The 24,442-nt window shown below is 62.5% G+C and carries 28 protein-coding genes; 12 read left to right on the top strand and 16 right to left on the bottom strand.

The window, feature by feature from the left end; all coding sequences use genetic code 11:
* The first annotated feature begins 218 nt into the window (after positions 1–218).
* The 5 genes from ftsY (at position 219) to LOY54_RS01255 (ending at position 4,986) form a co-directional block, all read left to right on the top strand.
* Complete coding sequence (gene ftsY / locus LOY54_RS01235) at positions 219–1,733, top strand: signal recognition particle-docking protein FtsY (RefSeq protein ID WP_258608894.1); 1,515 nt, start codon at positions 219–221, stop codon at positions 1,731–1,733.
* Positions 1,730–2,401, top strand: coding sequence for a cell division ATP-binding protein FtsE (ftsE, locus tag LOY54_RS01240; protein ID WP_010222191.1), 672 nt, complete (start codon positions 1,730–1,732; stop codon positions 2,399–2,401). Before ftsY ends, ftsE begins: the two co-directional genes overlap by 4 nt.
* Positions 2,398–3,429: a permease-like cell division protein FtsX gene (ftsX, locus tag LOY54_RS01245; RefSeq protein WP_093377228.1), complete on the top strand. Its 1,032-nt coding sequence runs from the start codon at positions 2,398–2,400 to the stop codon at positions 3,427–3,429. The genes ftsE and ftsX overlap by 4 nt, the downstream gene beginning before the upstream one ends.
* Before the next feature lie 112 nt (positions 3,430–3,541).
* A complete protein-coding gene (gene rpoH, locus LOY54_RS01250) occupies positions 3,542–4,396 on the top strand; it encodes an RNA polymerase sigma factor RpoH (protein ID WP_010222193.1) in 855 nt (284 codons plus the stop codon).
* 80 nt (positions 4,397–4,476) lie between these two features.
* A complete protein-coding gene (locus tag LOY54_RS01255; RefSeq protein WP_028943901.1) occupies positions 4,477–4,986 on the top strand; it encodes a DUF1993 family protein in 510 nt (169 codons plus the stop codon).
* Between the two features lie 61 nt (positions 4,987–5,047).
* Here the strand turns inward: LOY54_RS01255 and mtgA are convergent, their stop codons facing one another.
* The gene (gene mtgA, locus LOY54_RS01260; protein ID WP_408980546.1) at positions 5,048–5,806 is read right to left on the bottom strand and encodes a monofunctional biosynthetic peptidoglycan transglycosylase; all 759 of its coding nucleotides are present in this window, start codon (positions 5,804–5,806) and stop codon (positions 5,048–5,050) included.
* Between the two features lie 34 nt (positions 5,807–5,840).
* Between mtgA and LOY54_RS01265 the strand changes: the two genes are divergently transcribed.
* From LOY54_RS01265 to trmB, 4 genes are all read left to right on the top strand, one after another.
* Entirely contained in the window at positions 5,841–6,212 is a 372-nt protein-coding gene (locus tag LOY54_RS01265) for a DUF423 domain-containing protein (RefSeq protein ID WP_045193969.1), read from the top strand.
* A gap of 101 nt (positions 6,213–6,313) precedes the next feature.
* A complete protein-coding gene (gene thiS / locus LOY54_RS01270; RefSeq protein ID WP_038999655.1) occupies positions 6,314–6,514 on the top strand; it encodes a sulfur carrier protein ThiS in 201 nt (66 codons plus the stop codon).
* A gap of 48 nt (positions 6,515–6,562) precedes the next feature.
* Positions 6,563–7,357: a thiazole synthase gene (locus tag LOY54_RS01275; protein ID WP_258608897.1), complete on the top strand. Its 795-nt coding sequence runs from the start codon at positions 6,563–6,565 to the stop codon at positions 7,355–7,357.
* 9 nt (positions 7,358–7,366) lie between these two features.
* Entirely contained in the window at positions 7,367–8,089 is a 723-nt protein-coding gene (trmB, locus tag LOY54_RS01280) for a tRNA (guanosine(46)-N7)-methyltransferase TrmB (protein WP_195885458.1), read from the top strand.
* Between the two features lie 33 nt (positions 8,090–8,122).
* On the opposite strand, the gene LOY54_RS01285 is transcribed toward trmB, so the two are convergent.
* The 11 genes from LOY54_RS01285 to LOY54_RS01335 form a co-directional block, all read right to left on the bottom strand.
* On the bottom strand, positions 8,123–9,019 hold the full coding sequence (locus LOY54_RS01285; protein ID WP_258608899.1) for a hypothetical protein: 897 nt from the start codon (positions 9,017–9,019) through the stop codon (positions 8,123–8,125).
* Positions 9,020–9,054: 35 nt separating this feature from the next.
* Positions 9,055–10,005 carry a hypothetical protein gene (locus LOY54_RS01290; protein WP_258608902.1) on the bottom strand — a complete coding sequence of 317 codons (951 nt, stop codon included), beginning with the start codon at positions 10,003–10,005 and terminating at the stop codon, positions 9,055–9,057.
* 176 nt (positions 10,006–10,181) lie between these two features.
* A complete protein-coding gene (locus tag LOY54_RS01295) occupies positions 10,182–10,505 on the bottom strand; it encodes a DUF3392 domain-containing protein (protein WP_010222202.1) in 324 nt (107 codons plus the stop codon).
* A 9-nt stretch (positions 10,506–10,514) separates the two neighbouring features.
* Positions 10,515–11,729, bottom strand: a complete 1,215-nt coding sequence (gene hemW, locus LOY54_RS01300; RefSeq protein ID WP_258608903.1) for a radical SAM family heme chaperone HemW — start codon at positions 11,727–11,729, stop codon at positions 10,515–10,517.
* Positions 11,726–12,322: an RdgB/HAM1 family non-canonical purine NTP pyrophosphatase gene (gene rdgB, locus LOY54_RS01305; RefSeq protein WP_045193965.1), complete on the bottom strand. Its 597-nt coding sequence runs from the start codon at positions 12,320–12,322 to the stop codon at positions 11,726–11,728. Before rdgB ends, hemW begins: the two co-directional genes overlap by 4 nt.
* The gene (locus LOY54_RS01310; RefSeq protein ID WP_195885461.1) at positions 12,319–12,753 is read right to left on the bottom strand and encodes a DUF4426 domain-containing protein; all 435 of its coding nucleotides are present in this window, start codon (positions 12,751–12,753) and stop codon (positions 12,319–12,321) included. Before LOY54_RS01310 ends, rdgB begins: the two co-directional genes overlap by 4 nt.
* A gap of 24 nt (positions 12,754–12,777) precedes the next feature.
* Entirely contained in the window at positions 12,778–13,398 is a 621-nt protein-coding gene (metW, locus tag LOY54_RS01315) for a methionine biosynthesis protein MetW (protein ID WP_038997652.1), read from the bottom strand.
* A gap of 7 nt (positions 13,399–13,405) precedes the next feature.
* Positions 13,406–14,545, bottom strand: a complete 1,140-nt coding sequence (locus LOY54_RS01320; RefSeq protein ID WP_045193963.1) for a homoserine O-acetyltransferase — start codon at positions 14,543–14,545, stop codon at positions 13,406–13,408.
* Between the two features lie 125 nt (positions 14,546–14,670).
* The gene (locus tag LOY54_RS01325; RefSeq protein WP_045193962.1) at positions 14,671–15,261 is read right to left on the bottom strand and encodes a YggT family protein; all 591 of its coding nucleotides are present in this window, start codon (positions 15,259–15,261) and stop codon (positions 14,671–14,673) included.
* 10 nt (positions 15,262–15,271) lie between these two features.
* The gene (gene proC, locus LOY54_RS01330) at positions 15,272–16,090 is read right to left on the bottom strand and encodes a pyrroline-5-carboxylate reductase (RefSeq protein ID WP_195885462.1); all 819 of its coding nucleotides are present in this window, start codon (positions 16,088–16,090) and stop codon (positions 15,272–15,274) included.
* Positions 16,091–16,128: 38 nt separating this feature from the next.
* Positions 16,129–16,815, bottom strand: a complete 687-nt coding sequence (locus LOY54_RS01335; protein ID WP_093377203.1) for a YggS family pyridoxal phosphate-dependent enzyme — start codon at positions 16,813–16,815, stop codon at positions 16,129–16,131.
* Positions 16,816–16,881: 66 nt separating this feature from the next.
* On the opposite strand from LOY54_RS01335, the gene LOY54_RS01340 reads away from it, so the two are divergent.
* Positions 16,882–17,910 carry a type IV pilus twitching motility protein PilT gene (locus tag LOY54_RS01340; protein ID WP_258608908.1) on the top strand — a complete coding sequence of 343 codons (1,029 nt, stop codon included), beginning with the start codon at positions 16,882–16,884 and terminating at the stop codon, positions 17,908–17,910.
* On the opposite strand, the gene LOY54_RS01345 is transcribed toward LOY54_RS01340, so the two are convergent.
* Positions 17,907–18,542 carry a C40 family peptidase gene (locus LOY54_RS01345; RefSeq protein ID WP_045193958.1) on the bottom strand — a complete coding sequence of 212 codons (636 nt, stop codon included), beginning with the start codon at positions 18,540–18,542 and terminating at the stop codon, positions 17,907–17,909. The genes LOY54_RS01340 and LOY54_RS01345 overlap by 4 nt on opposite strands.
* A 246-nt stretch (positions 18,543–18,788) precedes the next feature.
* On the opposite strand from LOY54_RS01345, the gene LOY54_RS01350 reads away from it, so the two are divergent.
* Positions 18,789–19,208 carry a TM2 domain-containing protein gene (locus tag LOY54_RS01350; RefSeq protein ID WP_045193957.1) on the top strand — a complete coding sequence of 140 codons (420 nt, stop codon included), beginning with the start codon at positions 18,789–18,791 and terminating at the stop codon, positions 19,206–19,208.
* Positions 19,209–19,256: 48 nt separating this feature from the next.
* On the opposite strand, the gene LOY54_RS01355 is transcribed toward LOY54_RS01350, so the two are convergent.
* The 3 genes from LOY54_RS01355 to LOY54_RS01365 all read right to left on the bottom strand — a co-directional run bounded on the left by LOY54_RS01355 (position 19,257) and on the right by LOY54_RS01365 (position 24,052).
* Positions 19,257–19,946: an SPOR domain-containing protein gene (locus LOY54_RS01355; RefSeq protein WP_038997644.1), complete on the bottom strand. Its 690-nt coding sequence runs from the start codon at positions 19,944–19,946 to the stop codon at positions 19,257–19,259.
* A 1-nt stretch (position 19,947) separates the two neighbouring features.
* Positions 19,948–21,684, bottom strand: a complete 1,737-nt coding sequence (argS, locus tag LOY54_RS01360) for an arginine--tRNA ligase (protein WP_258608909.1) — start codon at positions 21,682–21,684, stop codon at positions 19,948–19,950.
* A 148-nt stretch (positions 21,685–21,832) separates the two neighbouring features.
* On the bottom strand, positions 21,833–24,052 hold the full coding sequence (locus tag LOY54_RS01365) for a primosomal protein N' (protein ID WP_045193956.1): 2,220 nt from the start codon (positions 24,050–24,052) through the stop codon (positions 21,833–21,835).
* Between the two features lie 172 nt (positions 24,053–24,224).
* Between LOY54_RS01365 and rpmE the strand changes: the two genes are divergently transcribed.
* Positions 24,225–24,440 (top strand): 50S ribosomal protein L31, encoded by a 216-nt coding sequence (gene rpmE, locus LOY54_RS01370; protein ID WP_010222223.1) that lies wholly within the window; start codon positions 24,225–24,227, stop codon positions 24,438–24,440.
* Positions 24,441–24,442 lie beyond the last annotated feature (2 nt).

Genomic DNA, 24,442 nt, shown 5'->3' on the forward strand with positions numbered 1-24,442 from the left:
CTGTAGGACTGCCCGCGTGGTCTTAGCGTCGGCGGGCTTGGAGGTGCTAGGATACTGATCCGGTTGCCTGAGGACCATGCCTGTCATGGAACCAGCCCGAAGGCTTGATGACAAAATGCTGCGCAAGAACGAGCCGGATTAAAAGTAGACTGTTCTGCGTTAAAAGAATTTAAGAAGCGCCGCAGTGGCGCATCGCTACCCTGAGATAGCCGTCTTCCATGTTTGGTTCCAACGACGACAAAAAGACGCCGGCCGCGGCTGGTGAAAAGAAAGGCCTGTTCGGCTGGTTGCGCAAAAAACCGCAGCAACCCGTAGCCGAACAGCCGCAAAACCCCATTCCGGCTGAAGCGGAGCAACCGGCTGCGTTGCCGGTCGAAACGCCGGCTGCCGTTGCCCCGGTCGAGGTGGCTGCAGCACCTGTTGCTGCGCCTGCACCGGTTGCTGTTCCAGAGCCCGCTGCCGTTGCGCCCGTTGCGGCGCCGGTCGAGGTCCAGCCCGCAGCGCCCGTCGGCCTGGTGCTGCCCGTGCCGGAAGAGCCGGTTGCCCTGGTCGCCGACCTTGAGCCACACACACCGCCGCCGATTCCGCCGCGTCAGGAGCCTGCTCCCGCGCCAGTGGTTGAGCCAGTGTTCATCGCGCCTGAGCCGGTGGTGGTTGCACCTGAACCGGTTGTAGCGCCGGAACCAGTGGTAGTGCCCGAGCCCGAACCCGAGCCTGTAGCCGCTGCTGTTGCAGCGCCAGTTCCGGTTGCCGAGCCAGCCCCGGCCGAGCCAGCCGCACCTGTGCGCAGCGAAGAGAGCAAGGGCGGCTTCTTCGCCCGCCTCAAGCAGGGCCTGTCGAAGACCAGCGCCAGCATTGGCGAAGGCATGGCCAGCCTGTTCCTCGGCAAGAAGGCCATCGATGACGACCTGCTTGATGAAATCGAAACCCGCCTGCTGACCGCCGATGTTGGCGTCGAAGCCACCTCGGTGATCGTCCAGAGCCTGACCCAGAAGGTCGCGCGCAAGCAGTTGGCCGACAGCGACGCGCTGTACAAGTCGCTGCAAGACGAGCTGGCCGACCTGCTCAAGCCGGTCGAGCAACCGCTGCACATTCAAGCCCAGAGCAAGCCGTTCGTGATCCTCGTGGTCGGCGTCAATGGCGCCGGCAAGACCACCACCATCGGCAAGCTGGCGAAGAAGCTGCAGCTTGAAGGCAAGAAGGTCATGCTCGCCGCAGGTGACACCTTCCGCGCCGCAGCGGTCGAGCAGTTGCAGGTCTGGGGCGAGCGTAACCAGATCCCGGTCATCGCCCAGCACACCGGTGCCGATTCGGCTTCGGTTATCTTCGATGCCGTGCAAGCCGCCAAGGCCCGTAACATCGATGTGCTGATCGCCGACACCGCCGGCCGCCTGCACACCAAAGACAACCTGATGGAAGAGCTGAAGAAGGTTCGCCGGGTCATTGGCAAGCTCGATGCCGACGCGCCGCACGAGGTGCTGCTGGTGCTCGACGCCGGTACCGGCCAGAACGCCATCAACCAGGCCAAGCACTTCAACCAGAGCGTTGAACTGACCGGCCTGGCCCTGACCAAGCTCGACGGTACCGCCAAGGGTGGGGTGATCTTTGCCCTGGCCAAGCAGTTCGGCCTGCCGATCCGCTATATTGGCGTGGGCGAAGGGATTGACGATCTGCGCACCTTCGAAGCCGAACCCTTCGTGAAAGCACTGTTTGCCGAGCGGGAGCATCCATGATTCGATTCGAACAGGTCGCCAAGCGCTACCCCAATGGTCACGTTGGCCTGCATGAGTTGAGTTTTCGGGTGCGTCGGGGCGAATTCCTGTTCGTGACCGGCCATTCCGGTGCCGGCAAAAGCACTCTGCTGCGCCTGCTGCTGGCCATGGAACGCCCTACCAGCGGCAAGCTGCTGCTGGCCGGGCAGGACCTGGGGCAGATCAGCAACGCGCAAATCCCGTTCCTGCGCCGGCAGATCGGTGTGGTGTTCCAGAACCACCAGTTGTTGTTCGACCGTACCGTATTCAACAACGTCGCCCTGCCGCTGCAGATCCTCGGCCTGTCCAAGGCCGAAGTGGCCAAGCGGGTCGACTCGGCGCTCGAGCGCGTGGCCTTGTCGGACAAGGCCGAGCTGTACCCGGGTGACCTGTCTACCGGCCAGCAGCAGCGCGTTGGCATTGCCCGCGCCATCGTTCACCGCCCGGCCTTGCTGCTGGCGGACGAACCCACCGGTAACCTCGACCCGCGCCTGGCCGCGGAGATCATGGGTGTTTTCGAAGATATCAACCGCCTGGGCACCAGCGTACTGATCGCCAGTCACGACCTGGCGCTGATCGCGCGCATGCGCCATCGCATGCTGACCCTGCAGCGTGGCCGCTTGATCGGCGATGGGGAGGCCGGGCAATGAGTGCAACACGCAGTCCCAAGGTTTCCGAGCGGGTAGCGCCAAAAGCCGCTGACCCTGCGCCGGAAAAGAAAAAAACCGGCGGCGGCCACGACGATGACGGCCCGGATTTCCGTACCCTGCTGCACGCCTGGCTGGAAAGCCACCGCTCAAGCCTGCTCGACAGCCTGCGGCGCCTGGGCAAGCAGCCGATCGGCAGCTTCTTTACCTGCCTGGTGATGGCCGTGGCCCTGAGCCTGCCCATGGGCCTGTCGTTGCTGCTGAGCAACGTCGAGCGCCTGGGTGGATCGTGGCAGCGCGCGGCGCAGATCTCGCTGTACTTGAAGCTCGATGCCAGCAGCCACGACGGCGAAGCCTTGCGCGAGCAGATCAAAGGTTTGCCAGGGGTTGCCGAGGCCGAATACGTCAGCCGCGAACAAGCCCTCAACGAGTTCCAGCAGCAGTCCGGCCTGGGCGAAGCCCTGCGCGAACTGCCGGAGAACCCGTTGCCTGGGGTCGTGGTGGTGACTCCCGCAGAGGTCGACAAGCCGGCGCTGGAAGCCCTGCGTCAGCGCCTGGCCGAGCTGCCCAAGGTCGAAGCCGCGCAGCTGGACCTGGTGTGGGTCGAGCGTCTGGCGGCGATCCTTAAACTGGGCGACCGCTTTGTCTTCGGCCTGACCGTCTTGCTGGTCTCGGCGCTGCTTTTGGTAATTGGTAACACAATTCGCCTGCACATCGAGAACCGCCGCACCGAGATCGAGGTGATCAAGCTGGTCGGCGGCACCGACAGCTATGTGCGCCGGCCTTTCCTGTACATGGGCGCCTTGTATGGCCTGGGTGCCGGGGTATTGGCCTGGGGCGTGCTGGCGTTTGGCCTGAACTGGCTGAACGACGCGGTTATCGGGCTCTCCGGGCTGTACGGCAGTGATTTTGCCTTGGCCGGGGTTCCGTCAGCCGATGGTCTGTCCCTCTTGCTTGGGGCGGTGTTGTTAGGGTATATCGGTGCTTGGATTGCGGTCGCCCGCCACTTGAGCGAGCTTGCACCGCGATAGTGTCTTTTTGCTGGTATTGACTCTTTTCATTTTTAGGGAACTTGTTTCGCGGTTCCCGGTCAATGTTGGCAGTGCCTTTGGCACGAGTTTAGTGAGTCGGAGGTTTTTTCGTATGACCACTTCGTTGCAACCTGCCTATGCCCTGGTTCCCGGCGCAAACCTGGAAGCCTATGTGCACACGGTCAACAGCATTCCATTGCTGACGCCCGAGCAGGAGCGTGAACTGGCCGAGAGTCTCTACTATGAGCAGGATCTTGGGGCGGCTCGGCAGATGGTGCTCGCCCACCTGCGTTTTGTTGTACACATCGCTCGCAGCTATTCGGGCTACGGGCTGGCCCAGGCCGACCTGATTCAGGAAGGCAACGTTGGCCTGATGAAAGCGGTCAAGCGCTTCAACCCGGAAATGGGCGTGCGCCTGGTGTCCTTTGCGGTGCACTGGATCAAGGCCGAGATTCACGAGTTCATCCTGCGCAACTGGCGGATCGTCAAAGTGGCGACCACCAAGGCCCAGCGCAAGCTGTTCTTCAACCTGCGCAGCCAGAAAAAACGCCTGGCCTGGCTGAACAACGATGAAGTTCATCGTGTCGCCGAAAGCCTGGGTGTCGAACCGCGTGAAGTGCGTGAAATGGAGAGCCGCCTGACCGGTCAGGACATGGCCTTCGACCCGGCCAGTGAAGCCGACGACGACAGTGCATTCCAGTCGCCGGCCAACTACCTGGAAGACCACCGTTACGACCCTGCGCGTCAACTGGAGGATGCCGACTGGAGTGACAACTCCACCAGCAACCTGCACGAAGCCCTGCAAGGCCTGGATGACCGCAGCCGCGATATTCTCTATCAGCGCTGGCTGGCCGAGGAAAAGGCCACCCTGCATGACCTGGCCGAGAAATACAGCGTATCCGCCGAGCGGATACGCCAGCTGGAAAAGAACGCGATGAACAAGGTCAAAGCCTTGATCGCGGTCTGATTCGCAAAACGGCAATAACCAAAAAGCCCCGACGTGTCGGGGCTTTTTCATGATTCTCCGCCACCCCTGTCGAGGCTGTTATGACCATTTCCTTGTATGCCGCTTCTGTTCCTGTCTTCAAGCAGATGCTCAACGCCCTGAGTGATGTACTGAACAAGGCCGAAGCTCACGCCACGGCGAAAAACATTGATCCGAGCGTCTTCCTCCAGGCTCGCCTGTATCCGGATATGTTTCCACTGGTTCGCCAGGTGCAGATCGCTGTTGATTTCGCCAAGGGCGTTTCGGCGCGCCTGGCTGAGGTCGAGTTGCCGAAATACGATGACAGCGAAACCACCTTTGCTGAACTGCAAGCGCTGATCAGCAAGGTCCTGGCTTTCCTGGACGGCGTTGCGCCGGCGCAGATCGACGGCAAGGAAGGCATCGAAATCGTGACCCGTCCCGGCACGCCGAAAGAGAAGCGCTTCAGTGGCCAGGCTTATTTGCTGACCTACGGCCTGCCACAGTTCTTCTTCCACGTCACCACCACTTACGCAATCCTGCGTCACAACGGTGTCGAAGTGGGCAAACGTGACTATATGGGCGCGTTCTAAGGCGGTTACCCAGTAATCAGCCAATAAAAAACCCGGCAAAGTGTGCGCTTTGCCGGGTTTTTTATTGGCTCCAGGGCGCCCGGCGCGGGCTGTCCAGCTGGGCCAGGTAGCTGTTGCCACCGAGCTGGCGCATCTGCTGGCGAATCCAGCCTGCGCGTCGCGCCACATAAGTGCTGGGCCGGCTGGCGCTCCAGTTCAGCGGGCTGGGCAGCACTGCGGCCAGCAGGCTGGCCTGTTGGCGCGATAGTTGACGGGCATCGACGCCAAAGTGGTGCCGCGCTGCGGCCTGCGCGCCAAACACGCCTTCACCCCATTCAGCGCTGTTGAGATAGACCTCAAGAATCCGCTCTTTCGACCACAGCAGCTCGATCAACGCGGTGAACCAGGCTTCCAGGCCCTTGCGCAGCCAGCTACGGCCAGCCCAGAGGAACTGGTTCTTGGCCACTTGCTGGCTGAGGGTGCTGGCGCCGCGGATACTGCCACCGCGTTCGTTATGGGCCAGCGCCGCCTGGATGGCATTGAAGTCAAAGCCCCAGTGGTAGGCGAACTTCTGGTCTTCGCCGGCGATCACCGCCAGCTTGAGCTCATCGGAGATCTGCTCCCACGGCTCCCAGTCCCGTTGTAGGTCGATCGGCTGGCCGTTGAACCAGGACTCGACCTTGCGCTCGACCATCAGCGCGGTACCTGGCGGCGGCACCCAGCGAAACACCAGCACCAGCAGGGCGCTGCCTGCGGCAAACCACAGCAGGGCACGGGTGAGGCGACGGAAAATGGAGGACAGCATAGGCGATGGCTTGGCCGAAGCGATGGAGCGGGCCATTATACAGACCCTGTGCTGACTAGGAGTCTTCCCAATGCTGCGTAGTTTTCTGCTGCTTTCGGCGTTTTTCGGCTTTACCGGCGTGGCCCTGGGCGCCTTTGCTGCCCATGGCCTCAAGGGCCGGCTGAGCAGCGAATACCTGGCGATCTTTCATACCGGCGTCACCTACCAGCTGGTACACGCCCTGGCCCTGCTCGCGGTAGCAGTGCTGTCGGTGCACCTGCCCGGGCGTCTGGTCGGGTGGGCCGGTGGTCTGTTCACCCTGGGGATCCTGCTGTTTTCCGGTAGCCTGTATGTGCTGACCCTGAGCGGCATCGGCAAGCTCGGTATCATCACTCCCTTTGGCGGCCTGGCGTTTCTCGGCGGATGGCTGTGCCTGGGCCTTGCAGCCTGGCGCCTGAGCTGACCCGCGAGTCCGGATCGAGACGAATGGCGCGGCCCGGCCTTGGGTTTGCGCCCTGATCAGGGCTAGAATGCGGGCCCCTAAAAATAATGGCGGCCGTGCGCATGCGCATTCAACTGAACGGTGAACCTTTCGAATTGCCCGATGGCGAAAGCGTCGCGGCCCTGCTCAACCGGCTTGACCTGGCGGGTCGCCGGGTGGCGGTCGAACTCAACCTGGACATCGTGCCGCGCAGCCAGCACGAAGCCACCGCATTGAGCGAAGGCGACCAGGTTGAAGTGGTGCACGCCATTGGCGGCGGCTAGGCCTTCGCGCTTCACCTGCAAGTCCCTCAACCTTCAAGAGGATTACCGATGAGCAACGTTCGTAGCGACAAGCCCTTCACCCTGGCCGGTCGTACCTTCCAGTCGCGCCTGCTGGTCGGCACCGGCAAGTACCGTGGCCTGGAAGAAACCCGCCTGGCCATCGAGGCCTCCGGCGCCGAGATCGTCACGGTTGCCGTGCGCCGCACCAACATCGGCCAGAACCCGGGCGAACCGAACCTGCTCGACGTGCTGCCGCCTGATCGCTATACCATCCTGCCGAACACTGCCGGCTGCTATGACGCGGTCGAAGCTGTGCGCACCTGCCGCCTGGCCCGAGAACTGCTCGATGGCCACAACCTGGTCAAGCTCGAAGTACTGGCCGACCAGAAGACCCTGTTCCCCAACGTGATCGAGACCCTCAAGGCCGCCGAAGTGCTGGTCAAGGACGGTTTCGACGTGATGGTCTACACCAGCGACGACCCGATCATCGCCCGCCAGCTGGCCGAAGCCGGCTGCATCGCGGTGATGCCACTGGCCGGCCTGATCGGTACGGGCCTGGGGATCTGCAACCCGTACAACCTGCAGATCATCCTCGAAGAATCGAAAGTCCCGGTGCTGGTCGATGCCGGTGTCGGTACTGCGTCCGACGCCACCATCGCCATGGAAATGGGCTGTGAGGCGGTGCTGATGAACTCGGCGATCGCGCACGCACAGCAGCCGATCATGATGGCCGAAGCCATGAAACACGCCATTGTCGCTGGCCGCCTGGCTTACCTTGCCGGGCGTATGCCGAAAAAACTCTATGCCAGCGCCTCGTCGCCGCTGGATGGTCTGATCAAGTAAGAGCCCCTGATGACTGAATCGCAAGAAACGCCGATCACCACCGAAGGCGAAGAGCGCCAACACCGCCGCATCAAGAGTTTCGTGATGCGCGCCGGGCGCATGACCGAAGGCCAGCAGCGCGGCCTGGACCAGGGTGGACCGCTGTTCATCCTGCCCCTGGCCGAAAGCCCGGTGGACTACGACCAGGTTTTCGGCCGCTCGGCGCCGCGTACCCTGGAGATCGGCTTCGGCATGGGCCACTCCCTGCTGGAAATGGCTGCTGCCGCGCCGGAGCAGGACTTCATCGGTGTCGAAGTGCACCGTCCGGGTGTCGGTGCGCTGCTCAATGGCGTGCTGACTCAGGGCCTGAAGAACCTGCGGGTGTATGACTGCGATGCTATCGAAGTGCTGAACAAGTGCGTGGCTGACAATAGCCTCGACCGGCTGATGCTGTTCTTCCCCGACCCTTGGCACAAGAGCCGTCATCACAAGCGCCGCATCGTCCAGCCGGAATTCGCGCAGCTGGTGCGCAGCAAGCTCAAGGTAGGCGGCGTGTTCCATATGGCCACCGACTGGGAGCCCTATGCCGAATACATGCTGGAAGTGATGAACGTCGCCCCGGGTTATCGCAACCTGGCCGAAGACGGCAAGTGCGTAGAGCGTCCGGCAGAACGCCCGATCACCAAGTTCGAACGCCGCGGCGAGCGGCTTGGGCATGGGGTGTGGGACTTGAAGTTCGAAAAGCTGGCCTGAGAAGGGAGGCCGCTCGCCGGCCTCCCTGTGCTTTCAGGAATTGATCATGGTGACGTTGTCCAGGTCGCAGCGCCGGGTGCTGGTCACCTCCAGGTAGCGAATCGGTCGTCCTGACAAACCGTTGAATGTCAGCCAATGATGACCCGGGTAGGGTACTACGCGATCATTGATCAACTGATAGTTCTGATCATAGACCCGGGCCCTAGAGTATGCGGGCATGCTGGTCAAGGCGAACTTGAGACTCTGGCAGTTCTGCTTCAACACAAATCTCACTGTCTGGGCTTGCCCACTGTTGTAGTTGCCGTGGCAGAGGCAGATGCTATTTCCGTCACACATGCCTTCCACAAAACCGACAGCATGCATTTGCACTTGACCTGGTTGCCCAGAGGGTAGCTCAATGCGCATGTAGGGTGTGTTGATTGAGCCGCCAGCTGAAATTTCCGCGCTTTCCGGCAGCAAGTTGAACGTTTCGATAATGGTGTTGGATAAAACAACTTCGGTGTTATCCACATAGAACGCGTTAGTCCTCGCACCAACAGATGATGGCGTACCGATGCTGAGTACATGTTTTGCTTGTTTAGCAACAAAATAGCGATGTACATGTTCAAACGTCGAGCTACTGATAGGTGTTGGCGCTTCTGCCAGTACCCCGTCGATACCCAATTGGATGCTGGTACTGCCAGTAGCTTGTTCATGGCGCCTTGCCGCTACTGTGAAGCGATAGGTCGAGCCTACCTGGAAGCCGCTGACCGTTTTGTGCAGCAGGGTTCCGCTTGGATGTTGATGTACCCCCTGCCTCGGGCCCACGATGTATTGCGCTTCGGGGAAGGCGTCTTCAAGTATCTCCAAGTCGATACCTGCCGCGGTTTTTTCCCAGTTGTTCCAGTTGTCGGTATTAAAAGGTGTGGATTCCAGTGCCTTGATGTCCATGGTTATCTCCTCAGAGCGACCTGCCTGGCTATTGATCAATCCGCAGCAAAGTCAAAATGATCGACCGATGTACGGTTGCGCGTAGTGAGCTCGAATCGGCTGATAAGCGCATCACGCGGGGCATTCAGCTGAACCTTGGCATTCAAGGTATTACTGCCTGGGTCAAAGTCCTCGGAGGCGAGCAGGTTGCCATCGGCATCATAGGCATTGGCCTGGGCAGGCTGGCGGATATCTGCCCAATCGAACGTCAGTGTTTGGCAGACCCTGGGCAGGTCGAACCGGGTGGTTTGCGGGGGGTAGATGTTGCCGGTGTTGTGGCCCAGGCAAAGTACCTGACGCTGCGCATAACCGGGATCCTCTTCCCTGGCCTGGTGCAGGGCAATGCTGCCGGGCTGGTCGGGGGCGAGGCTGATACTCATGTGTTCCGTTGAGAAGCCTTCGCCGGGCCAGACGTGTGTGTCTGGATAGCTGTCGAAATTCTCCGTCACAGGGCCGGGTTCGAAAACGCGAATTTGATCGAGGCTGTAGTCAGCGGAGACCGTGTTTGGCGGCACATTGGACGTTGCTGTCTCGGGGGAGCAGGCATTCGCGTCAGGTGCGCGGTCGAACGTGGCTATATCCAGCGTGTGGGTGCTGTCGGTGGCCACGAAGTCAAACGAGAAGGTGACCCAATGTGGTTCGACGATGGCTTGGTCGGGCGCGCGGCCAATCCCCGAAACGGTCAATTCAACAACCGGTTGCCAATAGTCCTGCTCCATGTTTCTGCGAAAGTCGACGCTGAAGCGGTACAGGTTGCCGGGAATGAAACCGGAAACCGTTTTGCTCAGAATCCGACCGGTGATGTGGCCGTGCGGATTCTCAAAACGCAGGTAGTAATTACCTGATTCATTGAGCATTTTGAGTTGCGCGCCATTAGGGCCTTTTTCCCAGCCCTGCCAGTCTTCGTCTGCGAATGGAGAAAAGTCCAGATAAGGTAGTAGTGACATACCCTGGTCCCTCAAGAGGCTTGCCTGAAAGTCGATCCGGCGCGACGCAACGGCTTAATGGCATGGCGCAGGGGGACGTTCGCAGCGGCACAGTTGCCGCTACGAAACTCGAGATCATCTAAGCACTGCTTGAGAGCATGGCGATACTGACAAAAATATCAGGTGCCGACGGGTGGTCAGCGCCGATCAGCAACCACGCCAATCAACACCAGCACAATCAGCAACACCGGCGCCAACGCATAGTTGTTGAACTGTGCCAGCCCCTTCACCACCCACGGGGTGGCATAGATCAATGCCGCACCGCTGCCGATCATCACCAGCAAGGCCATGAACGGTACGCGCAAGGCGCCTGCAAGGCCGCCCAGGCGTTGTTCGACCCAGCCTTTGATGTCGGTGCCAAACAGCACCAGCAAACAGCCCACCAAGGCCAGGGAAATCTCCGACAGGTTGCTGCGACTCCAGCGGGAAACGGTCGAGAGCAGGTCGAGTACCAGGTCCATTCGCAATCCTTAGGTCAAGAAATACTGCAGCAGGTCGTTGAGGAACAACTGGCCACGCGCGGTAGCGACCAGTCGCGTCGGTTCGACCTGCAAAAGCCCTTTTTGTTCGGCTTCCCGCCGCGCCGCCGCCAGTTGCTCCAGGGGCAGGCCGGTGCGCTGGCTGAACAGCTCGATGTCTACGCCCTGGGTCAGGCGCAGGGCGTTCATCAGGAACTCGAAGGGCAGCTCGTCCACCGGCAGCAGCTTCTCGCCGGCCTTGAAGGGCTTGCCCGGGTTCAGGTAGTCCTTGGGCAGGCGCGTCTTCCAGGTGCGCAGGATGCGCCCGTCCGGGTGGCTGAGCTTGCCATGGGCGCCGGCGCCGATACCGATGAAGTCGCCAAAGCTCCAGTAGTTGAGGTTGTGCCGCGCGGCACGACCCGGCTGGGCGTAGGCCGAGACTTCGTACTGGGCGTAGCCGTGGCTGGCCAGCAGGGCCTGGCCGGCTTCCTGGATGTCCCAGAGGATGTCGTCTTCGGGCAGCAGTGGCGGCTGGTTCCAGAACACCGTGTTCGGTTCCAGGGTCAACTGGTACCAGGACAGGTGCGTGGGGTTCAGCGCAATCGCCTGGCGCAGGTCGCCCAGGGCGTCGTCCAGCGACTGGTCAGGCAGGCCATGCATCAGGTCGAGGTTGAAGTTGTCGAAGCCGGCATTGCGCGCCATGTCGGCGGCGCGAATCGCTTCGTCACCGTTGTGGATGCGGCCCAGGGCTTCGAGCTTGGCCTGCTGGAAGCTCTGGATGCCGATCGACAGGCGATTGATGCCCAGTTGCCGGTAGGCCTTGAACTTCTCTTGCTCGAAGGTCCCGGGGTTGGCCTCCAGGGTTATTTCGATGTCGCTGGCAAACGGGATGCGTTGCTCCACACCGACCAGCAAGCGCCCCAGCGCGCGGGCGCTGAACAGGCTCGGGGTGCCGCCGCCAAAGAAGATCGAGCTGATCGGGCGGCCATGGACGTTGCCCAGCTCCTGGTCGAGGTCGGCGAGCAGGGCGTCGACGTAGGCTTCTTCCGGCAGTTCGGGGGTGGCGGCGTGGGAGTTGAAGTCGCAGTACGGGCATTTACGCACGCACCAGGGGATATGGATGTACAGCGCCAGGGGCGGCAGCTGTGGCAGGGCCGCCCGCGGTGCTTGGGAAGTAAAGCCAGCCTCGCCCAGGTGCAGTGGCTGTGCCGGCGAACGCTCGGTCATGCCAGGCCCAGACGTTGACGCAACAGGCTCATGGCGCGGGCACGGTGGCTGATCTGGTTCTTGTCGGCAGGGCTCAGCTCGGCGCTCGAGCAATCGCGCTCCGGCACCCAGAACAGTGGGTCATAGCCAAAGCCGTGCTCGCCGCTGGCCTGGGTCAGGATGCGCCCGTGCCACAGGCCTTCGCAGAGGATCGGCAGCGGGTCGTCGGCATGCCGCACCAGGGCCAGGACGCAGACGAACTGGGCGCCGCGCTGCTCCTGCGGGACGTCCTTGAGCACATCGAGCAACTTGGCGTTGTTGGCCGCATCGCCTTTGCCATCGGCATAACGAGCGGAGTAGATGCCCGGCGCGCCGCCGAGAAAGTCCACCGCCAGGCCCGAATCATCGGCCAGCGCCGGCATGCCGGAAATGCGCGCGGCATTGCGCGCCTTGAGGATGGCGTTTTCGACGAACGACAGGCCGGTTTCTTCCGGCTCGACGCTGCTGAATTCGCCAATGGAACGCAGTTGCACGGTGTCACCGAGCATGGCCTGCAGTTCCTTGAGTTTGCCGGCGTTATGGCTGGCCAATACGATTTGCTGAAAAGTCATCATTCGCCTGGAAAAAGCTCTTGGTTGAAGCTGATGGTTTCGGTCTTGCCACCAATGCCAACGTCGATGGTGAAGGTCCGGGTTTCCTGTTGTTCAACAGGGAACTGGGCGATGTAGTAGATGGCGCCCTGTTCGGTAATCTGCTTGAACTTCAACGGCACCGAGTTGCTGGTCAGGTCCTTGACGGTGCCGCTGACCTGGGTGACCAGCGGCTTGCCGGCCTTGATCACCGAGACGTTGATCACGCCCTGGTTCTTGCTGCGCACCAGTTGCGCAGCCTTGGCAATGTCCGGCTGCAGGAAGGTCGAGATGAAGGTGCTGTAGTGCACGGTGGTATCACCGAACACTTCCTGGCGCTCGCCCTTGATGGCGTCGGCGGCGACCGCCGTCACACTCAGGCAGGCAGTCAGTAAAAAACTCAACAAGCGGCCCATGATCGTTCTCCTCCGGTGTGCGGGTTAAACCGCGACCTTGTGTTCGGTAAGGCCGGGGCTGCTGACACGGTAAATGCCGATCTCACCTAGAAGATTAGGCCATAGCTTGCTCGCCCACCCGTGGCGGTGCAAATGGTCGACCGCCAGGCGGTCGAGGACCTGGGCGCGGCGTTCGCTGCACAAGGCCTCGAAGTCTTCAAAGGTACAGAAGTGGATGTTCGGCGTGTTGTACCAGGTATACGGCATGAAGTCGGAAACCGGCATGCGACCTTTGGTCGCCAGGTACCAGCGGCAGCGCCAGTGGCCGAAGTTGGGAAAAGTGATGATGCACTGGCGGCCGACGCGCAGCATTTCGTCGAGAATGCGGTCGGGGTATTCCACGGCCTGCAGGGCCTGGGTCATGACCACCACATCGAAACTGTTGCTGGCAAAGTTGCCCAGGCCCTTGTCGAGGTCCTGCTCGATGACGTTGACGCCCTTGGCCACGCACTGGGCGATGTTGTCGGGGTCGATTTCCAGGCCGTAGCCGGCCACCTGCTTGTGGTCGCGCAGCGACGCCAGCAGTTCACCGGTACCGCAACCGAGGTCGAGTACCCGGCTGCCGGCGGGGATCCAGTCTTGGATGATTTCCAGGTCGGCTCTCATAGGCTCCTCAGCAGACGATGCGGTTCATGTAGTTCGTGAATCCCGTGATGTAGCGCGGGGTCGGGATCAGGAAGGCATCGTGGCCATAGGGCGAGTCGATATCCAGGTAGCAGACGTTCTTGCGCGCGGCGATCAGCGCATCGACGATCTCCCGCGAGCGTGCTGGCGAGAAGCGCCAGTCGGTGGTGAACGACATCACGCAGTAATCCGCGGTGACATGCGCCAGAGTCGCTGCCAGGTCGCCGCCGTGGCTGGCGGCCGGGTCGAAGTAATCCAGTGCCTTGGTCATCAGCAGGTAGGTGTTGGCGTCGAAACGCCCGGAGAACTCCTCGCCCTGATAGCGCAGGTAGCTTTCAACCTGGAACTCGACGCTGTGGAAGTCGTAGTTGAGCTTGTCGCTTTTCAGCTCGCGGCCGAATTTCTCGCCCATGGAGTCATCGGACAGGTAGGTGATGTGCCCGACCATGCGCGCCAGCATCAGGCCGCGCTTGGGGATCACGCCCTGATCCTGGAACGAGCCGCCGTGGAATTCCGGGTCGGTGAGGATGGCCTGGCGTGCCACCTCGTTGAAGGCGATGTTCTGTGCCGAGAGCTTGGGTGCCGAGGCGATGTCCAGGCAATGACGCACGCGATCGGGGTAGGTGATGGTCCACTGCAGCGCCTGCATGCCGCCCAGGCTGCCACCGACGACGGCGGCCCATTGCTGGATACCCAGGCGATCGGCCAGGCGCGCCTGGCTGTGCACCCAGTCTTCCACGGTCAGCACCGGGAAATCGGCGCCGTAGGGCTTGCCGGTGAGCGGGTTGATGCTGCTGGGGCCGGTGCTGCCGTTGCAACCGCCAAGGTTGTTGAGGCTGACCACGAAGAAACGATTGGTATCGATCGGCTTGCCGGGGCCGATGCAACTGTCCCACCAGCCCGGCTTGCGATCGTCGGGGCTGTGGTAGCCGGCGGCATGGTGATGGCCGGACAACGCATGACAGATCAGCACGGCGTTGCTGGCGCTGCTGTTGAGCGTGCCGTAGGTTTCGTAGATCAGTTCATAGGCGGCCAGCGAGCGACCGCAGGCCAGCGCCAGCGGCTCGCTGAACTGTGCCAGTTGCGGTGTTACCAGACCGACCGAATCTTCGGGAAAGACAGTGGACATCGACCCTGCTCACGCTTGAATGAGGCGTAAGTCTAAAGACCACTGCGAAGTGCGGCAAGGAAAGCATCGCGGGTCAAGCCCGCTCCTACAGAAGTGCTGTGGGAGCGGGCTTGCCCCGCGAGAGATCAGACCAGCAGGCGCAGAATCTCCGGCATCCCGCTCATCGCCGCCAGGTTGTTGATCACCAGCATGTCGATCAGCTTCAGCGCCATGAACGCCAGGATCGGCGAGATATCCAGGCCGCCGAGGTTCGGCAGGATGCGGCGAAACGGTGCCAGGAACGGGTCGCAGATCTGGTTGATCAGCTCGGCGCCCGGGTTGTGGCTGCCCGGCGCGACCCACGAAAGGATCACGCTGATGATCAGGGCGAAGAAGAAAATCTTCAGAAACAGCGCGGTCACGCCAATGATCGACCAGACCAGCAATTGCAGCGGGTTGCCGGTGGTGCCGTAGGCCAGCAGCAGGGTCAGGCCCATCACCAGCAGCTGGATGATGATCGCCAGCAGCAGCGATGACATGTCCAGGCCGAACAGGCTCGGGATCACCCGGCGCATTGGTTTGAGCAGCGGTTGGGTGGCGCGTACGGCGAACTGGCTGAGCGGGTTGTAGAAGTCCGCGCGCACCAGTTGCAGGACAAAGCGCAGCACCACGATCAGCAGGTACAGGCTGCCGAGGGTCTGCAGCACATAGATTGCAGCGGTGTTCAATCCGATCATCTTCGGCTCCTTAGTTGCCCAGTTGTTCAGCCATTTCGGCCGAGCGGTGCGCAGCGGCACCCAGCGCCTGTTCCACCAGCGCTTCGAATCCATTGGCCTGGAACGACTTGATCGCCGCTTCCGTGGTGCCGGCCGGTGAGGTGACCCGACGGCGCAGTTCGGCGGCGTCAACATCGCTGCTGACCGCCATGTGCGCAGCGCCCAGGGCGGTTTGCAGGGTCAGCTTGGCGGCGGTTTCCCGTGGCAGGCCGAGTTTCTCGCCGGCGGCGGTCATGGCCTCGATCAGCAGGAAAAAATACGCCGGGCCACTGCCGGACACCGCAGTCACGGCATCCAGCTGTTGTTCGCTGTCCAGCCACAGGGCGATGCCCACGGCCGACAGCAGTTGCTCAGCCTGCTGGCGCTGGGCCGGCGAAACCTCGGCGGTGGCGAACAGGCCGCTGACGCCCTGGCGCAGCAGCGCCGGGGTGTTGGGCATGCAGCGCACGATCGGCTGGGCGCCGAGCCAGTTGTTCATGCTCGCGCAGGTGATCCCGGCGGCGATCGAGACGACCAGTTGCTCGGGCTTGAGCTTGGGCTTGAGCGCTTCGCACACGGCTTTCATCGCCTGTGGCTTGACCGCCAATACCACCACATCGGCGCCTTCGATGGCCTGGGCGTTGTCGGCGAACATCTCGATGCCGTGCTCGGCATGGATTTTCGCCCGCTGCTCGGCGCCCGGATCGCTGGCGCGGATCTGCGAAGCTTCCAGGCCCTGGGCGCGCAGGCCGCCGATCAGGCTGGCAGCCATGTTGCCGGCGCCGATAAAGGCAATACGAGTCTTGCTCATGTCAGGTCCTTGATAGGGAAAGAGGGAAAAAGCATGGGTCAGGGCTGGCCGTAGTCGCGGGCACCGAACAGCGCGGTGCCGATGCGCACCCAGGTCGCGCCCTGGGCAATCGCGGCTTCCAGGTCATGACTCATGCCCATGGACAGGGTGTCGAGGGGTAACTGAAGGCTCGCCTGCAACTCGCGAACCCGGGCGAAGGCCGCTTGTTGGGCGGCCTCGTCGTCGGTCGGCTCGGGAATCGCCATCAACCCGCGCAGGCGCAGGCGTGGCAGCGCGGCGATGGCGCTGGCCAGGGCCGGCAGCTCTTCGGGCGTGCAGCCAGACTTGCTGGCTTCGCCACTGACGTTGACCTGCAGGCAGATGTTCAGCGCTGCAAGGTTGTCAGGGCGTTGCTCGGACAGGCGTTGGGCGATTTTCAGGCGGTCCACGGAATGTACCCAGTCAAAGTGCTCGGCAATTGCACGAGTCTTGTTCGACTGAATGGGGCCGATGAAGTGCCAGGTCAAGGGCAGGTCGGTCAATTCGCCCTGTTTGTTCAGGGCTTCCTGCAGGTAGTTCTCACCGACATCGCGCACCCCGGCGGCGAAGGCTTCGCGCACGGCAGCGGCGGGTTTGGTCTTGCTCACGGCCAGCAGCTGCACGGCCGCAGGCTCGCGCCCGGCGGCCAGCGCGGCGGCACGGATGCGTGCGGCGAGCGTGGAAAGGTTGTCTGCTATGGTGGACATTGATCGATGCCAGCGGCTCTTTGGGTCTGCGGCATTCTACCTGCTTGGCGGCCTTTGGGGAGTCTCATGGATGTGACTGAACTGCTGGCGCTGGCTGTGCAAGCCGGTGCCAGTGACCTGCACCTGGCGGCGGGCGAGGTGCCGGCGCTGCGTTTTGGGGGGTGTTTGCGGCCGCTGGAGTTGCCGGCGCTGACGCCGCAAGACATGGACGAAATGCTCGGACAGGTGATGTCCGCGGCGCAGCAAAAGGATTTTGAAACACATCTGGATATCGACTTTGCCTTTGCCGTGCCAGCATTGGCGCGCTTTCGGGTCAATGCTTTCCAGCAACTGCATGGCGCCGCTGCAGTGCTGCGGGTGATTCCGGCGCAGGTCAGCAGCCTGGCAGAACTCGACCTGGGGGATGTGTTTCGGCAAATTGCCGAGCTGTCGGGCGGGCTGGTGCTGGTTACCGGGCCCACAGGGTCGGGCAAATCGACCACCCTGGCGGCTCTGGTCGATCACCTGAACCGTGAGCGGGCGCTGCACATCGTCACCCTCGAGGACCCCATCGAATTTATCCACAGCTCGCAGCGCAGCCGCATCAGCCAGCGCGAGATCGGCCGGCACACCCGGGGTTTTGCCCAGGCCTTGCGCGCAGCATTACGCCAGGATCCGGATGTGATCATGCTCGGTGAACTGCGCGATCCGCAGAGCATTCGCCTGGCCCTGACTGCAGCGGAAACCGGGCACCTGGTGCTGGCCACGGTGCATACCGGCTCGGCGGCGAAAACCATTGACCGCCTGGTGGATGTGTTCGCCGCCGAAGAGAAGCAACTGGTACGCGCCATGCTCGCCGAGTCGCTGCAGGCAGTGGTCTCGCAGGTTCTGGTGGAGAAGGTTGGCGGCGGCCGGCTGGCAGCCCACGAGATACTCCTGGCAACGCCTGCGGTGCGCAACCTGGTGCGCGAGGGCAAAGTGGCGCAGATTTATTCGGCGATACAGACAGGCGGGGCACAGGGGATGCAGACCCTCGACGCGTGTCTGCAGGGCCTGGTGCGTCAAGGGCTGGTCAGCCCTGAAAGCGCCCGGGAGCGGGCGCTGGGGCGCTTCTAGCGTTTGGCCAGGGCCAGTTGCTGGCTTTTTGGCAAGACACGTTTGGCAACCACGTAACGGCTGTTCCAGTACGGCTTGTTCAGGGTGTCGATGCTTACCCGTTTGCCAGTGCGCGGCGCGTGGATGAAGCGGTCGTTGCCCAGGTAGATGGCGACGTGGTTGACCCGACGGCTCTTGATATTGAAGAAGATCAGGTCGCCGGGCTTGAGGTCGTTGCGATCGACTTTTATGCCGTGGCCGCTGGCCATGGCGTTGGAGGTGCGGGGCAGGTCGACTTCATCGATGTCGTTGAAGGCGTACTTGACCAGGCCGCTGCAGTCAAAGCCCTTGCTCGGGCTGCTGCCGCCCCAGCGATACGGGGTGCCGAGCACGTTGACCGCGCGGCTGAGCACATCGCTGCTCTGCTGCGGCGACATGGCCGCGGCAACCGGCAGCGGCTTGCCCGGGCGAGCGCTGCGCTTGGGGCTGTGCTGGACTTTGTTGCTGCTGACGTTCTTGTGTGGACGCGCAGCAGTGGAATTGGAGGTGTACCCGGAGAAACCGTTGGGTAACCGTTGCTCACGATTGGTGGCGTGGGCAGCCAGTGGCAATAATAGGCAGATGGTCAGCCATGTCTTGAAAAAAGGACGCATAGGCAGGGCTCTGGTTGGTTAGCGCGCAACTTTATAACAGCTTTTTGATCAAATTCTGATCCGTTGGTCGATTCCAGCGGGCGGCAAAATCCGGCAGAAGCGGCGATTGGCCTGCATTCGAAAGGCGCGGGCCAGACAGGATAGGGGTTTGCGGCGGGTAGGGTAGCAAATGACCACACGTCGGCTTGCCACAGAAAAGTCACATTTTTCTTTAGAAAATTTATCGATAACCCACAGGGGCTATGAATGAACAGTTATCAACAGGGCGGTCAGCTACACGACACCCACAGCAAGGTGATCGGTTATCTGCTGTGGATTTTCGGCTTCACCGGTTCGCACCGCTTCTACTATGGCAAGCCGGTCACCGGCACGATCTGGTTCTTTACCCTGGGCCTGCTCGGCATCGGCTGGTTGATCGACCTGTTTCTGATTCCGGCGATGGACCGCGAAGCCGACCTGCGCTTTCAGCCGGGCCCACTGGACTACAGCCTGGCGTGGATCCTGCTGACCTTCCTCGGGGTGTTTGGCGTGCACCGCATGTACCAGGGCAAGTGGATCACCGGCCTGATCTACCTGTGCACCGGCGGGTTATTCCTGGTGGGGGTGCTGTATGACTTCTGGACGCTCAATACCCAGGTGTCACTGGCCAACGCCCAGCGGCGTTAAGGCCTGAAGCCTTGTCGCAGCGAATGCGACAAGGCTTTTGCGGCGGGTTTACTGGCGGGTCTGGCGCTGCTGCAACAGCAGGTTGCTGAAGCCGCTGCCGGCCAGTTGCTTTTGCGCCACGGTCAGCTGTTCACGGTTGCTGAACGGGCCAACCAGCACGCGGTACCAGGTTTCTTCCTTCACCGTGCCGGACTCCACTTTGACCGCCTGGCCGAGCAGGATGATCTGCGCGCGGACCTTGTCGGCGTCGGCCTGCTTGCGGAACGAGCCGGCCTGCAGGAAGAACTGGGTGGTCGCCGCCGGCTTGATCACCGGTGGTGCTGGCGGAGGTGTCTGGCCCATTAACGCGGCCTGGGCACGAGCGGTGTCGATCTTCGCCGCTTCCGCCGGGGTGACCGGAGGTTGCGCCGGCACCGGCGGGGTTTTTTCCGGCACCGCTTCAGGCGGCACGATCACTTCCGATTCCGGCAGCAAGGTATAGAAGTCGTACTTGGGCTTCACCGGCTGCTGCGGGCTTGGTGCGGTCTTGTTGGCTTCGGCGACCTTCTCGGCCTTCTGCTGCTCGGGCTTGGTGCGCTTGACCTCGCCGTTGCCAGGCTCGAGCTTCATCAGGAACACGACAAAGGCGCCCACCGACAAGCCGATTGCCAGCCACAGCCAGCCCGGGATCGGCTGCTTGGCAGGTGCCTGATAGCGACTCGCGCCGCGCTTGGGTGCGGGTTTTTTCTTGGCAGCCAACTTACATGCGCTCCAGGGTTTCCAGGCCGAGCAGTTCCAGACCTTGCTTGAGGGTACGACCGGTCAGGGCGGCCAGACGCAGGCGGCTCTGCTGCTGTTCAGGGGTGTCGGCGGCGAGGATCGGGCAGTTCTCGTAGAAGCTCGAGAACAGGCCGGCAACGTCGTACAGGTAAGCGCACAGCACGTGCGGCGTGCCCTTCTCGGCGACGTTGTTGAGGATCTCGCCGAACTGCGCCAGGCGTGCAGCCAGGTCCTGCTCCTGCGGTGCTTGCAGGATGATCTGGCCGTCGACTTCTTCAAAGCTCTTGCCCAGCTTGCGGAACACACCGGCGACGCGGGTGTAGGCGTACAGCAGGTAAGGCGCGGTGTTGCCTTCGAAGTTGAGCATCAGTTCGAAGTTGAAGCTGTAGTCGCTGGTGCGGTGCTTGGACAGGTCGGCGTATTTCACCGCGCCAATGCCGACCACTTCGCCGATGGCGCGCAGGTCGGCCTCGGCCAGCTCCGGGTTCTTCTCCTTGACCAGGGCGTAGGCACGCTCCTTGGCTTCGGTGAGCAGGTCGATCAGCTTCACCGTGCCGCCGTCGCGGGTCTTGAACGGACGGCCGTCGGCGCCGTTCATGGTGCCGAAGCCCATGTGCTCCATTTGCATCGGGTGGCCGACGAAACCGGCGCGGCGAGCCACTTCGAACACCTGGTTGAAGTGCAGGGCCTGACGCTGGTCGACGAAGTACAGGGCGCGGTCGGCCTTGAGTACGTTGCTGCGGTAGCGCACGGCAGCGAGGTCGGTGGTGGCGTACAGGTAGCCGCCGTCGGCTTTTTGCACGATCACCGGCAGTGGCTCGCCTTCGGCGGTTTTGAATTCTTCAAGGAATACGCACTGGGCGCCCTTGCTCTCGACCAGCAGACCCTTGGCCTTGAGGTCGCTGACGACATTGGCCAGGTCGTCGTTGTAGGCGCTTTCGCCCATGACGTCGGCCATGGTCAGTTTGACGTTGAGCAGTTCGTAGGTCTTCTGGCAGTGCGACAGCGAGATGTCCTTGAAGCGGGTCCACAGCTTCAGGCATTCCGGGTCGCCGGCTTGCAGCTTGACCACCAGGCCACGGGCGCGGTCGGCGAACTCTTCGGACTCGTCGAAGCGTTTTTTCGCCGCACGGTAGAAGTTCTCCAGGTCCGACAGTTCGTCGCTGGTGATCGGGTTTTCCTGCAGGTAGGCCATCAGCATGCCGAACTGGGTGCCCCAGTCGCCGACGTGGTTCTGGCGGATTACGTCATCGCCGAGGAACTCCAGCACGCGGGATACGGCATCACCGATGATGGTCGAACGCAGGTGGCCGACGTGCATCTCCTTGGCCAGGTTCGGGGCCGACAGGTCGACCACCACCTTCTGCTGCGGGCCGGCTTTCTTCACGCCAAGCTTGGCGTCGGCCAGGGCCGCGTCCAGGCGCGAGGCCAGGGCCTGGGTGTTCTGGAAGAAGTTGAGAAAGCCTGGGCCGGCGATCTCGACCTTGCTCACCTGCTCGTCGGCAGGCAGGGCGGCGATGATCTTCTCGGCCAGGTCGCGCGGTTTCATGCCGGCAGGCTTGGCCAGCATCATCGCGATGTTGCTGGCGAAGTCGCCGTGGGTCTTGTCCCGGGCGTTCTCCACCTGGATCGCCGGCGTCAGCCCTTCAGGCAGCACACCGTCGGTGACGAGTTGGGTGAGGGCTTGCTGGATCAGCTGGCGAATGGTGTCTTTCATGGGCTTCTCTTTCGACCGCAAGCGCGGCGGCGCTTCGATGCGCAGGTGGAAAAACTGGACATTATCCGTTGCCGGGGCGAGGTTGCCAACCTTTGGGGTGTTCTGTTCGGCCCTCATCGCTGGCTTGCCAGCGATGGGGCCAATGCTGTCAGTACAAATCCACCGGATCGACATCCAGCGACCAACGCACCTGGCGCCCGGACGGCATCTGTTCCAACACTAGCAACCAGGCGCTGATCAGTCGATGCAAAGGTGCCCTGGCATTGGCCTGGAGCAACAATTGCGCACGAAACCGCCCGGCACGGCGTTCCATCGGCGCCGGTACCGGACCCAGCAGCTCGATGCCGTGCAGGTTCTGTTCGGCCAGCAACTGCTCGGCGGCGCTGCAGGCTTCATCGAGAAACCCCTCGGCCTGCCCCGGCTTGTGCGCTTCGGCGCGTAGCAGCGCCAGGTGCGCGAATGGCGGCAGGCCAGCAGCGCGGCGCTCGCTCAGGGCCTGCTCGGCAAAGGCGAAGTAGCCCTGCTCGGTCAGTTGCACCAATAAAGGATGGTCGGCCAGGTGGGTCTGGATGATCACCTTGCCCGGCTCCTCGGCGCGCCCGGCGCGGCCGGCGACCTGGACGATCATCTGCGCCATGCGCTCGCTGGCGCGAAAATCGCCGGAGAACAGGCCGCCGTCGGCATCGAGGATCGACACCAGGGTCACCCGCGGAAAATGGTGGCCCTTGGCGAGCATCTGGGTGCCAACCAGGATGCACGGCTGGCCGCGCTGGATGGTGGCGAACAACTGGTTCATCGCATCCTTGCGCGAAGTGCTGTCGCGGTCGACGCGCAGCACCGGGTAATCCGGAAAAAGAATGCTCAGGCGCTCCTCGGCGCGCTCGGTGCCGGCACCCACCGGGCGCAGGTCGACTTTGTTGCACTGCGGGCACTGGCGCGGCACGCGCTCATCGTAGCCGCAGTGATGGCAGCGCAGCTCGTTGGAGCGCTGGTGCACGGTCATGCGCGCATCGCAGCGTGGGCATTCGGACATCCAGCCGCAGTCATGGCACAGCAGCGTCGGCGCAAAGCCGCGGCGGTTGAGGAACACCAGTACCTGCTGGCCGGCCGCCAGGGTCTGGCCGATGGCTTGCTGCATCGGCCCGCTGATGCCGCTGTCCAACGGCCGGCTCTTCACATCCAGGCGCAGGAAGCGCGGCTGCTGGGCGCCGCCGGCGCGCTGGTTGAGGCGCAGCAGGCCATAGCGGCCGCTGTGGGCGTTATGCAGGCTCTCCAGCGACGGCGTGGCCGAGCCCAGCAGGATCGGGATGTTCTCCTGGCGCGCGCGCACCAGCGCCAGGTCGCGAGCGTGGTAGCGCAGGCCTTCCTGCTGTTTATACGAGCCGTCGTGTTCTTCGTCGATGATGATCAAGCCGGGGTTTTTCATCGGTGTGAACAATGCCGAGCGGGTGCCGATGATGATGTCGGCCTCGCCGTCACGTGCGGCCAGCCAGGCATCCAGGCGCTCGCGGTCATTGACCGCCGAGTGCAGCAGGGCGATGCGCGCGTTAAAACGCTGCTCGAAGCGCGCCAGGGTTTGCGGCCCCAGGTTGATTTCCGGGATCAGAATCAGCGCCTGCTTGCCGGCCTCCAGGGTTTCGCGGATCAGCTGCAGGTAAACCTCTGTCTTGCCGCTGCCGGTGACCCCGGCCAACAAGAAGGCATGAAAGCTGTCGAAGCCTGAGCGTACCGCATTGAAGGCGGTGCGCTGCTCGTCGTTGAGCGGCAGCTCCGGCTGCGCCAGCCAGTGTTCGTGGCGTTCCTGGGGCAAGTGGCGGCGCACCTCGACCTGCACCAGCTCCTTGGCCAGCAGCAGGTCGAGGCTGTCCTTGCTCAGCATCAGTTTGCTCAGCAGGGTATGGGCCACGCCGTGGGGGTGCTGCGCCAGGGTTGCCAGGGCTTCGCGCTGGCGCGGCGCGCGGGCGATGCGCGGGTCGTCCAGGCGCGCGCCCGGGGCCACTTGCCAGAAGCGCTCCTGGCGCGCTTGCGCCGGTTCGCCCTGGCGCAGCAGCACCGGCAGGGCCCAGCTCAGGGTATCGCCGAGGCTGTGCTGATAATACTGCGCAGTCCACAGGCACAGCTTGAACAGTGCCGGCGGCAGCGGCGACACCGGATCGAGCAGGGCGATTGCGGGCTTGAGCTTGTCGGCCGGCACCTCGCTGGTGTCGCTGATCTCGATCAGGATACCGATCATCTCGCGTCGACCAAACGGCACGCGGATACGCATGCCCGGGGTCAGTGCCTGGCGCGCCATGCTTGCCGGTGCCCTGTAGTCGAACAGCCGCCGCAGGGGCGAGGGCAGGGCAAGGCGTAGAATGACGTCGGACACGCGAAAGGTTCTCTGCAGGGGGAATTCCAGGGTCCGGCGAGCCTAGCAGACGACCGCCGGTCTAAGCGACAACTTGCGTTGGCTGTTTGCTCTGGTATTATTCCGACCCTATTTTGCGTGCGGTATTCAACAATGGTGTTGAGTGGCGGCACGTCAGCACTGAGGAAACACCATGAAAGCCGATATCCATCCGGTATACGAAGCTGTAGAAGTTACCTGCAGCTGCGGTAACAAATTCGAAACTCGTTCGACTCTGGCCAAGGCCCTGCCGATCGACGTTTGCAACCTCTGCCACCCGTTCTACACCGGTAAGCAGAAGGTCCTGGACACCGGCGGCCGCGTACAGAAGTTCGCCGATCGCTTCGGCATGTTCGGTGCCAAGAAGTAAGA

The organism is Pseudomonas sp. B21-032, assembly GCF_024748965.1.
GTDB lineage: Bacteria > Pseudomonadota > Gammaproteobacteria > Pseudomonadales > Pseudomonadaceae > Aquipseudomonas.

Excerpts from the sequence above, each read along its gene's own strand:
- ftsY (WP_258608894.1), top strand. The coding sequence starts at position 219 with ATGTTTGGTTCCAACGACGACAAAAAGACGCCGGCCGCGGCTGGTGAA.
- ftsE (WP_010222191.1), top strand. The coding sequence starts at position 1,730 with ATGATTCGATTCGAACAGGTCGCCAAGCGCTACCCCAATGGTCACGTT.
- ftsX (WP_093377228.1), top strand. The coding sequence starts at position 2,398 with ATGAGTGCAACACGCAGTCCCAAGGTTTCCGAGCGGGTAGCGCCAAAA.
- rpoH (WP_010222193.1), top strand. The coding sequence starts at position 3,542 with ATGACCACTTCGTTGCAACCTGCCTATGCCCTGGTTCCCGGCGCAAAC.
- LOY54_RS01255 (WP_028943901.1), top strand. The coding sequence starts at position 4,477 with ATGACCATTTCCTTGTATGCCGCTTCTGTTCCTGTCTTCAAGCAGATG.
- mtgA (WP_408980546.1), bottom strand. The coding sequence starts at position 5,806 with ATGGCCCGCTCCATCGCTTCGGCCAAGCCATCGCCTATGCTGTCCTCC.
- LOY54_RS01265 (WP_045193969.1), top strand. The coding sequence starts at position 5,841 with ATGCTGCGTAGTTTTCTGCTGCTTTCGGCGTTTTTCGGCTTTACCGGC.
- thiS (WP_038999655.1), top strand. The coding sequence starts at position 6,314 with ATGCGCATTCAACTGAACGGTGAACCTTTCGAATTGCCCGATGGCGAA.
- LOY54_RS01275 (WP_258608897.1), top strand. The coding sequence starts at position 6,563 with ATGAGCAACGTTCGTAGCGACAAGCCCTTCACCCTGGCCGGTCGTACC.
- trmB (WP_195885458.1), top strand. The coding sequence starts at position 7,367 with ATGACTGAATCGCAAGAAACGCCGATCACCACCGAAGGCGAAGAGCGC.
- LOY54_RS01285 (WP_258608899.1), bottom strand. The coding sequence starts at position 9,019 with ATGGACATCAAGGCACTGGAATCCACACCTTTTAATACCGACAACTGG.
- LOY54_RS01290 (WP_258608902.1), bottom strand. The coding sequence starts at position 10,005 with ATGTCACTACTACCTTATCTGGACTTTTCTCCATTCGCAGACGAAGAC.
- LOY54_RS01295 (WP_010222202.1), bottom strand. The coding sequence starts at position 10,505 with ATGGACCTGGTACTCGACCTGCTCTCGACCGTTTCCCGCTGGAGTCGC.
- hemW (WP_258608903.1), bottom strand. The coding sequence starts at position 11,729 with ATGACCGAGCGTTCGCCGGCACAGCCACTGCACCTGGGCGAGGCTGGC.
- rdgB (WP_045193965.1), bottom strand. The coding sequence starts at position 12,322 with ATGATGACTTTTCAGCAAATCGTATTGGCCAGCCATAACGCCGGCAAA.
- LOY54_RS01310 (WP_195885461.1), bottom strand. The coding sequence starts at position 12,753 with ATGGGCCGCTTGTTGAGTTTTTTACTGACTGCCTGCCTGAGTGTGACG.
- metW (WP_038997652.1), bottom strand. The coding sequence starts at position 13,398 with ATGAGAGCCGACCTGGAAATCATCCAAGACTGGATCCCCGCCGGCAGC.
- LOY54_RS01320 (WP_045193963.1), bottom strand. The coding sequence starts at position 14,545 with ATGTCCACTGTCTTTCCCGAAGATTCGGTCGGTCTGGTAACACCGCAA.
- LOY54_RS01325 (WP_045193962.1), bottom strand. The coding sequence starts at position 15,261 with ATGATCGGATTGAACACCGCTGCAATCTATGTGCTGCAGACCCTCGGC.
- proC (WP_195885462.1), bottom strand. The coding sequence starts at position 16,090 with ATGAGCAAGACTCGTATTGCCTTTATCGGCGCCGGCAACATGGCTGCC.
- LOY54_RS01335 (WP_093377203.1), bottom strand. The coding sequence starts at position 16,815 with ATGTCCACCATAGCAGACAACCTTTCCACGCTCGCCGCACGCATCCGT.
- LOY54_RS01340 (WP_258608908.1), top strand. The coding sequence starts at position 16,882 with ATGGATGTGACTGAACTGCTGGCGCTGGCTGTGCAAGCCGGTGCCAGT.
- LOY54_RS01345 (WP_045193958.1), bottom strand. The coding sequence starts at position 18,542 with ATGCGTCCTTTTTTCAAGACATGGCTGACCATCTGCCTATTATTGCCA.
- LOY54_RS01350 (WP_045193957.1), top strand. The coding sequence starts at position 18,789 with ATGAACAGTTATCAACAGGGCGGTCAGCTACACGACACCCACAGCAAG.
- argS (WP_258608909.1), bottom strand. The coding sequence starts at position 21,684 with ATGAAAGACACCATTCGCCAGCTGATCCAGCAAGCCCTCACCCAACTC.
- rpmE (WP_010222223.1), top strand. The coding sequence starts at position 24,225 with ATGAAAGCCGATATCCATCCGGTATACGAAGCTGTAGAAGTTACCTGC.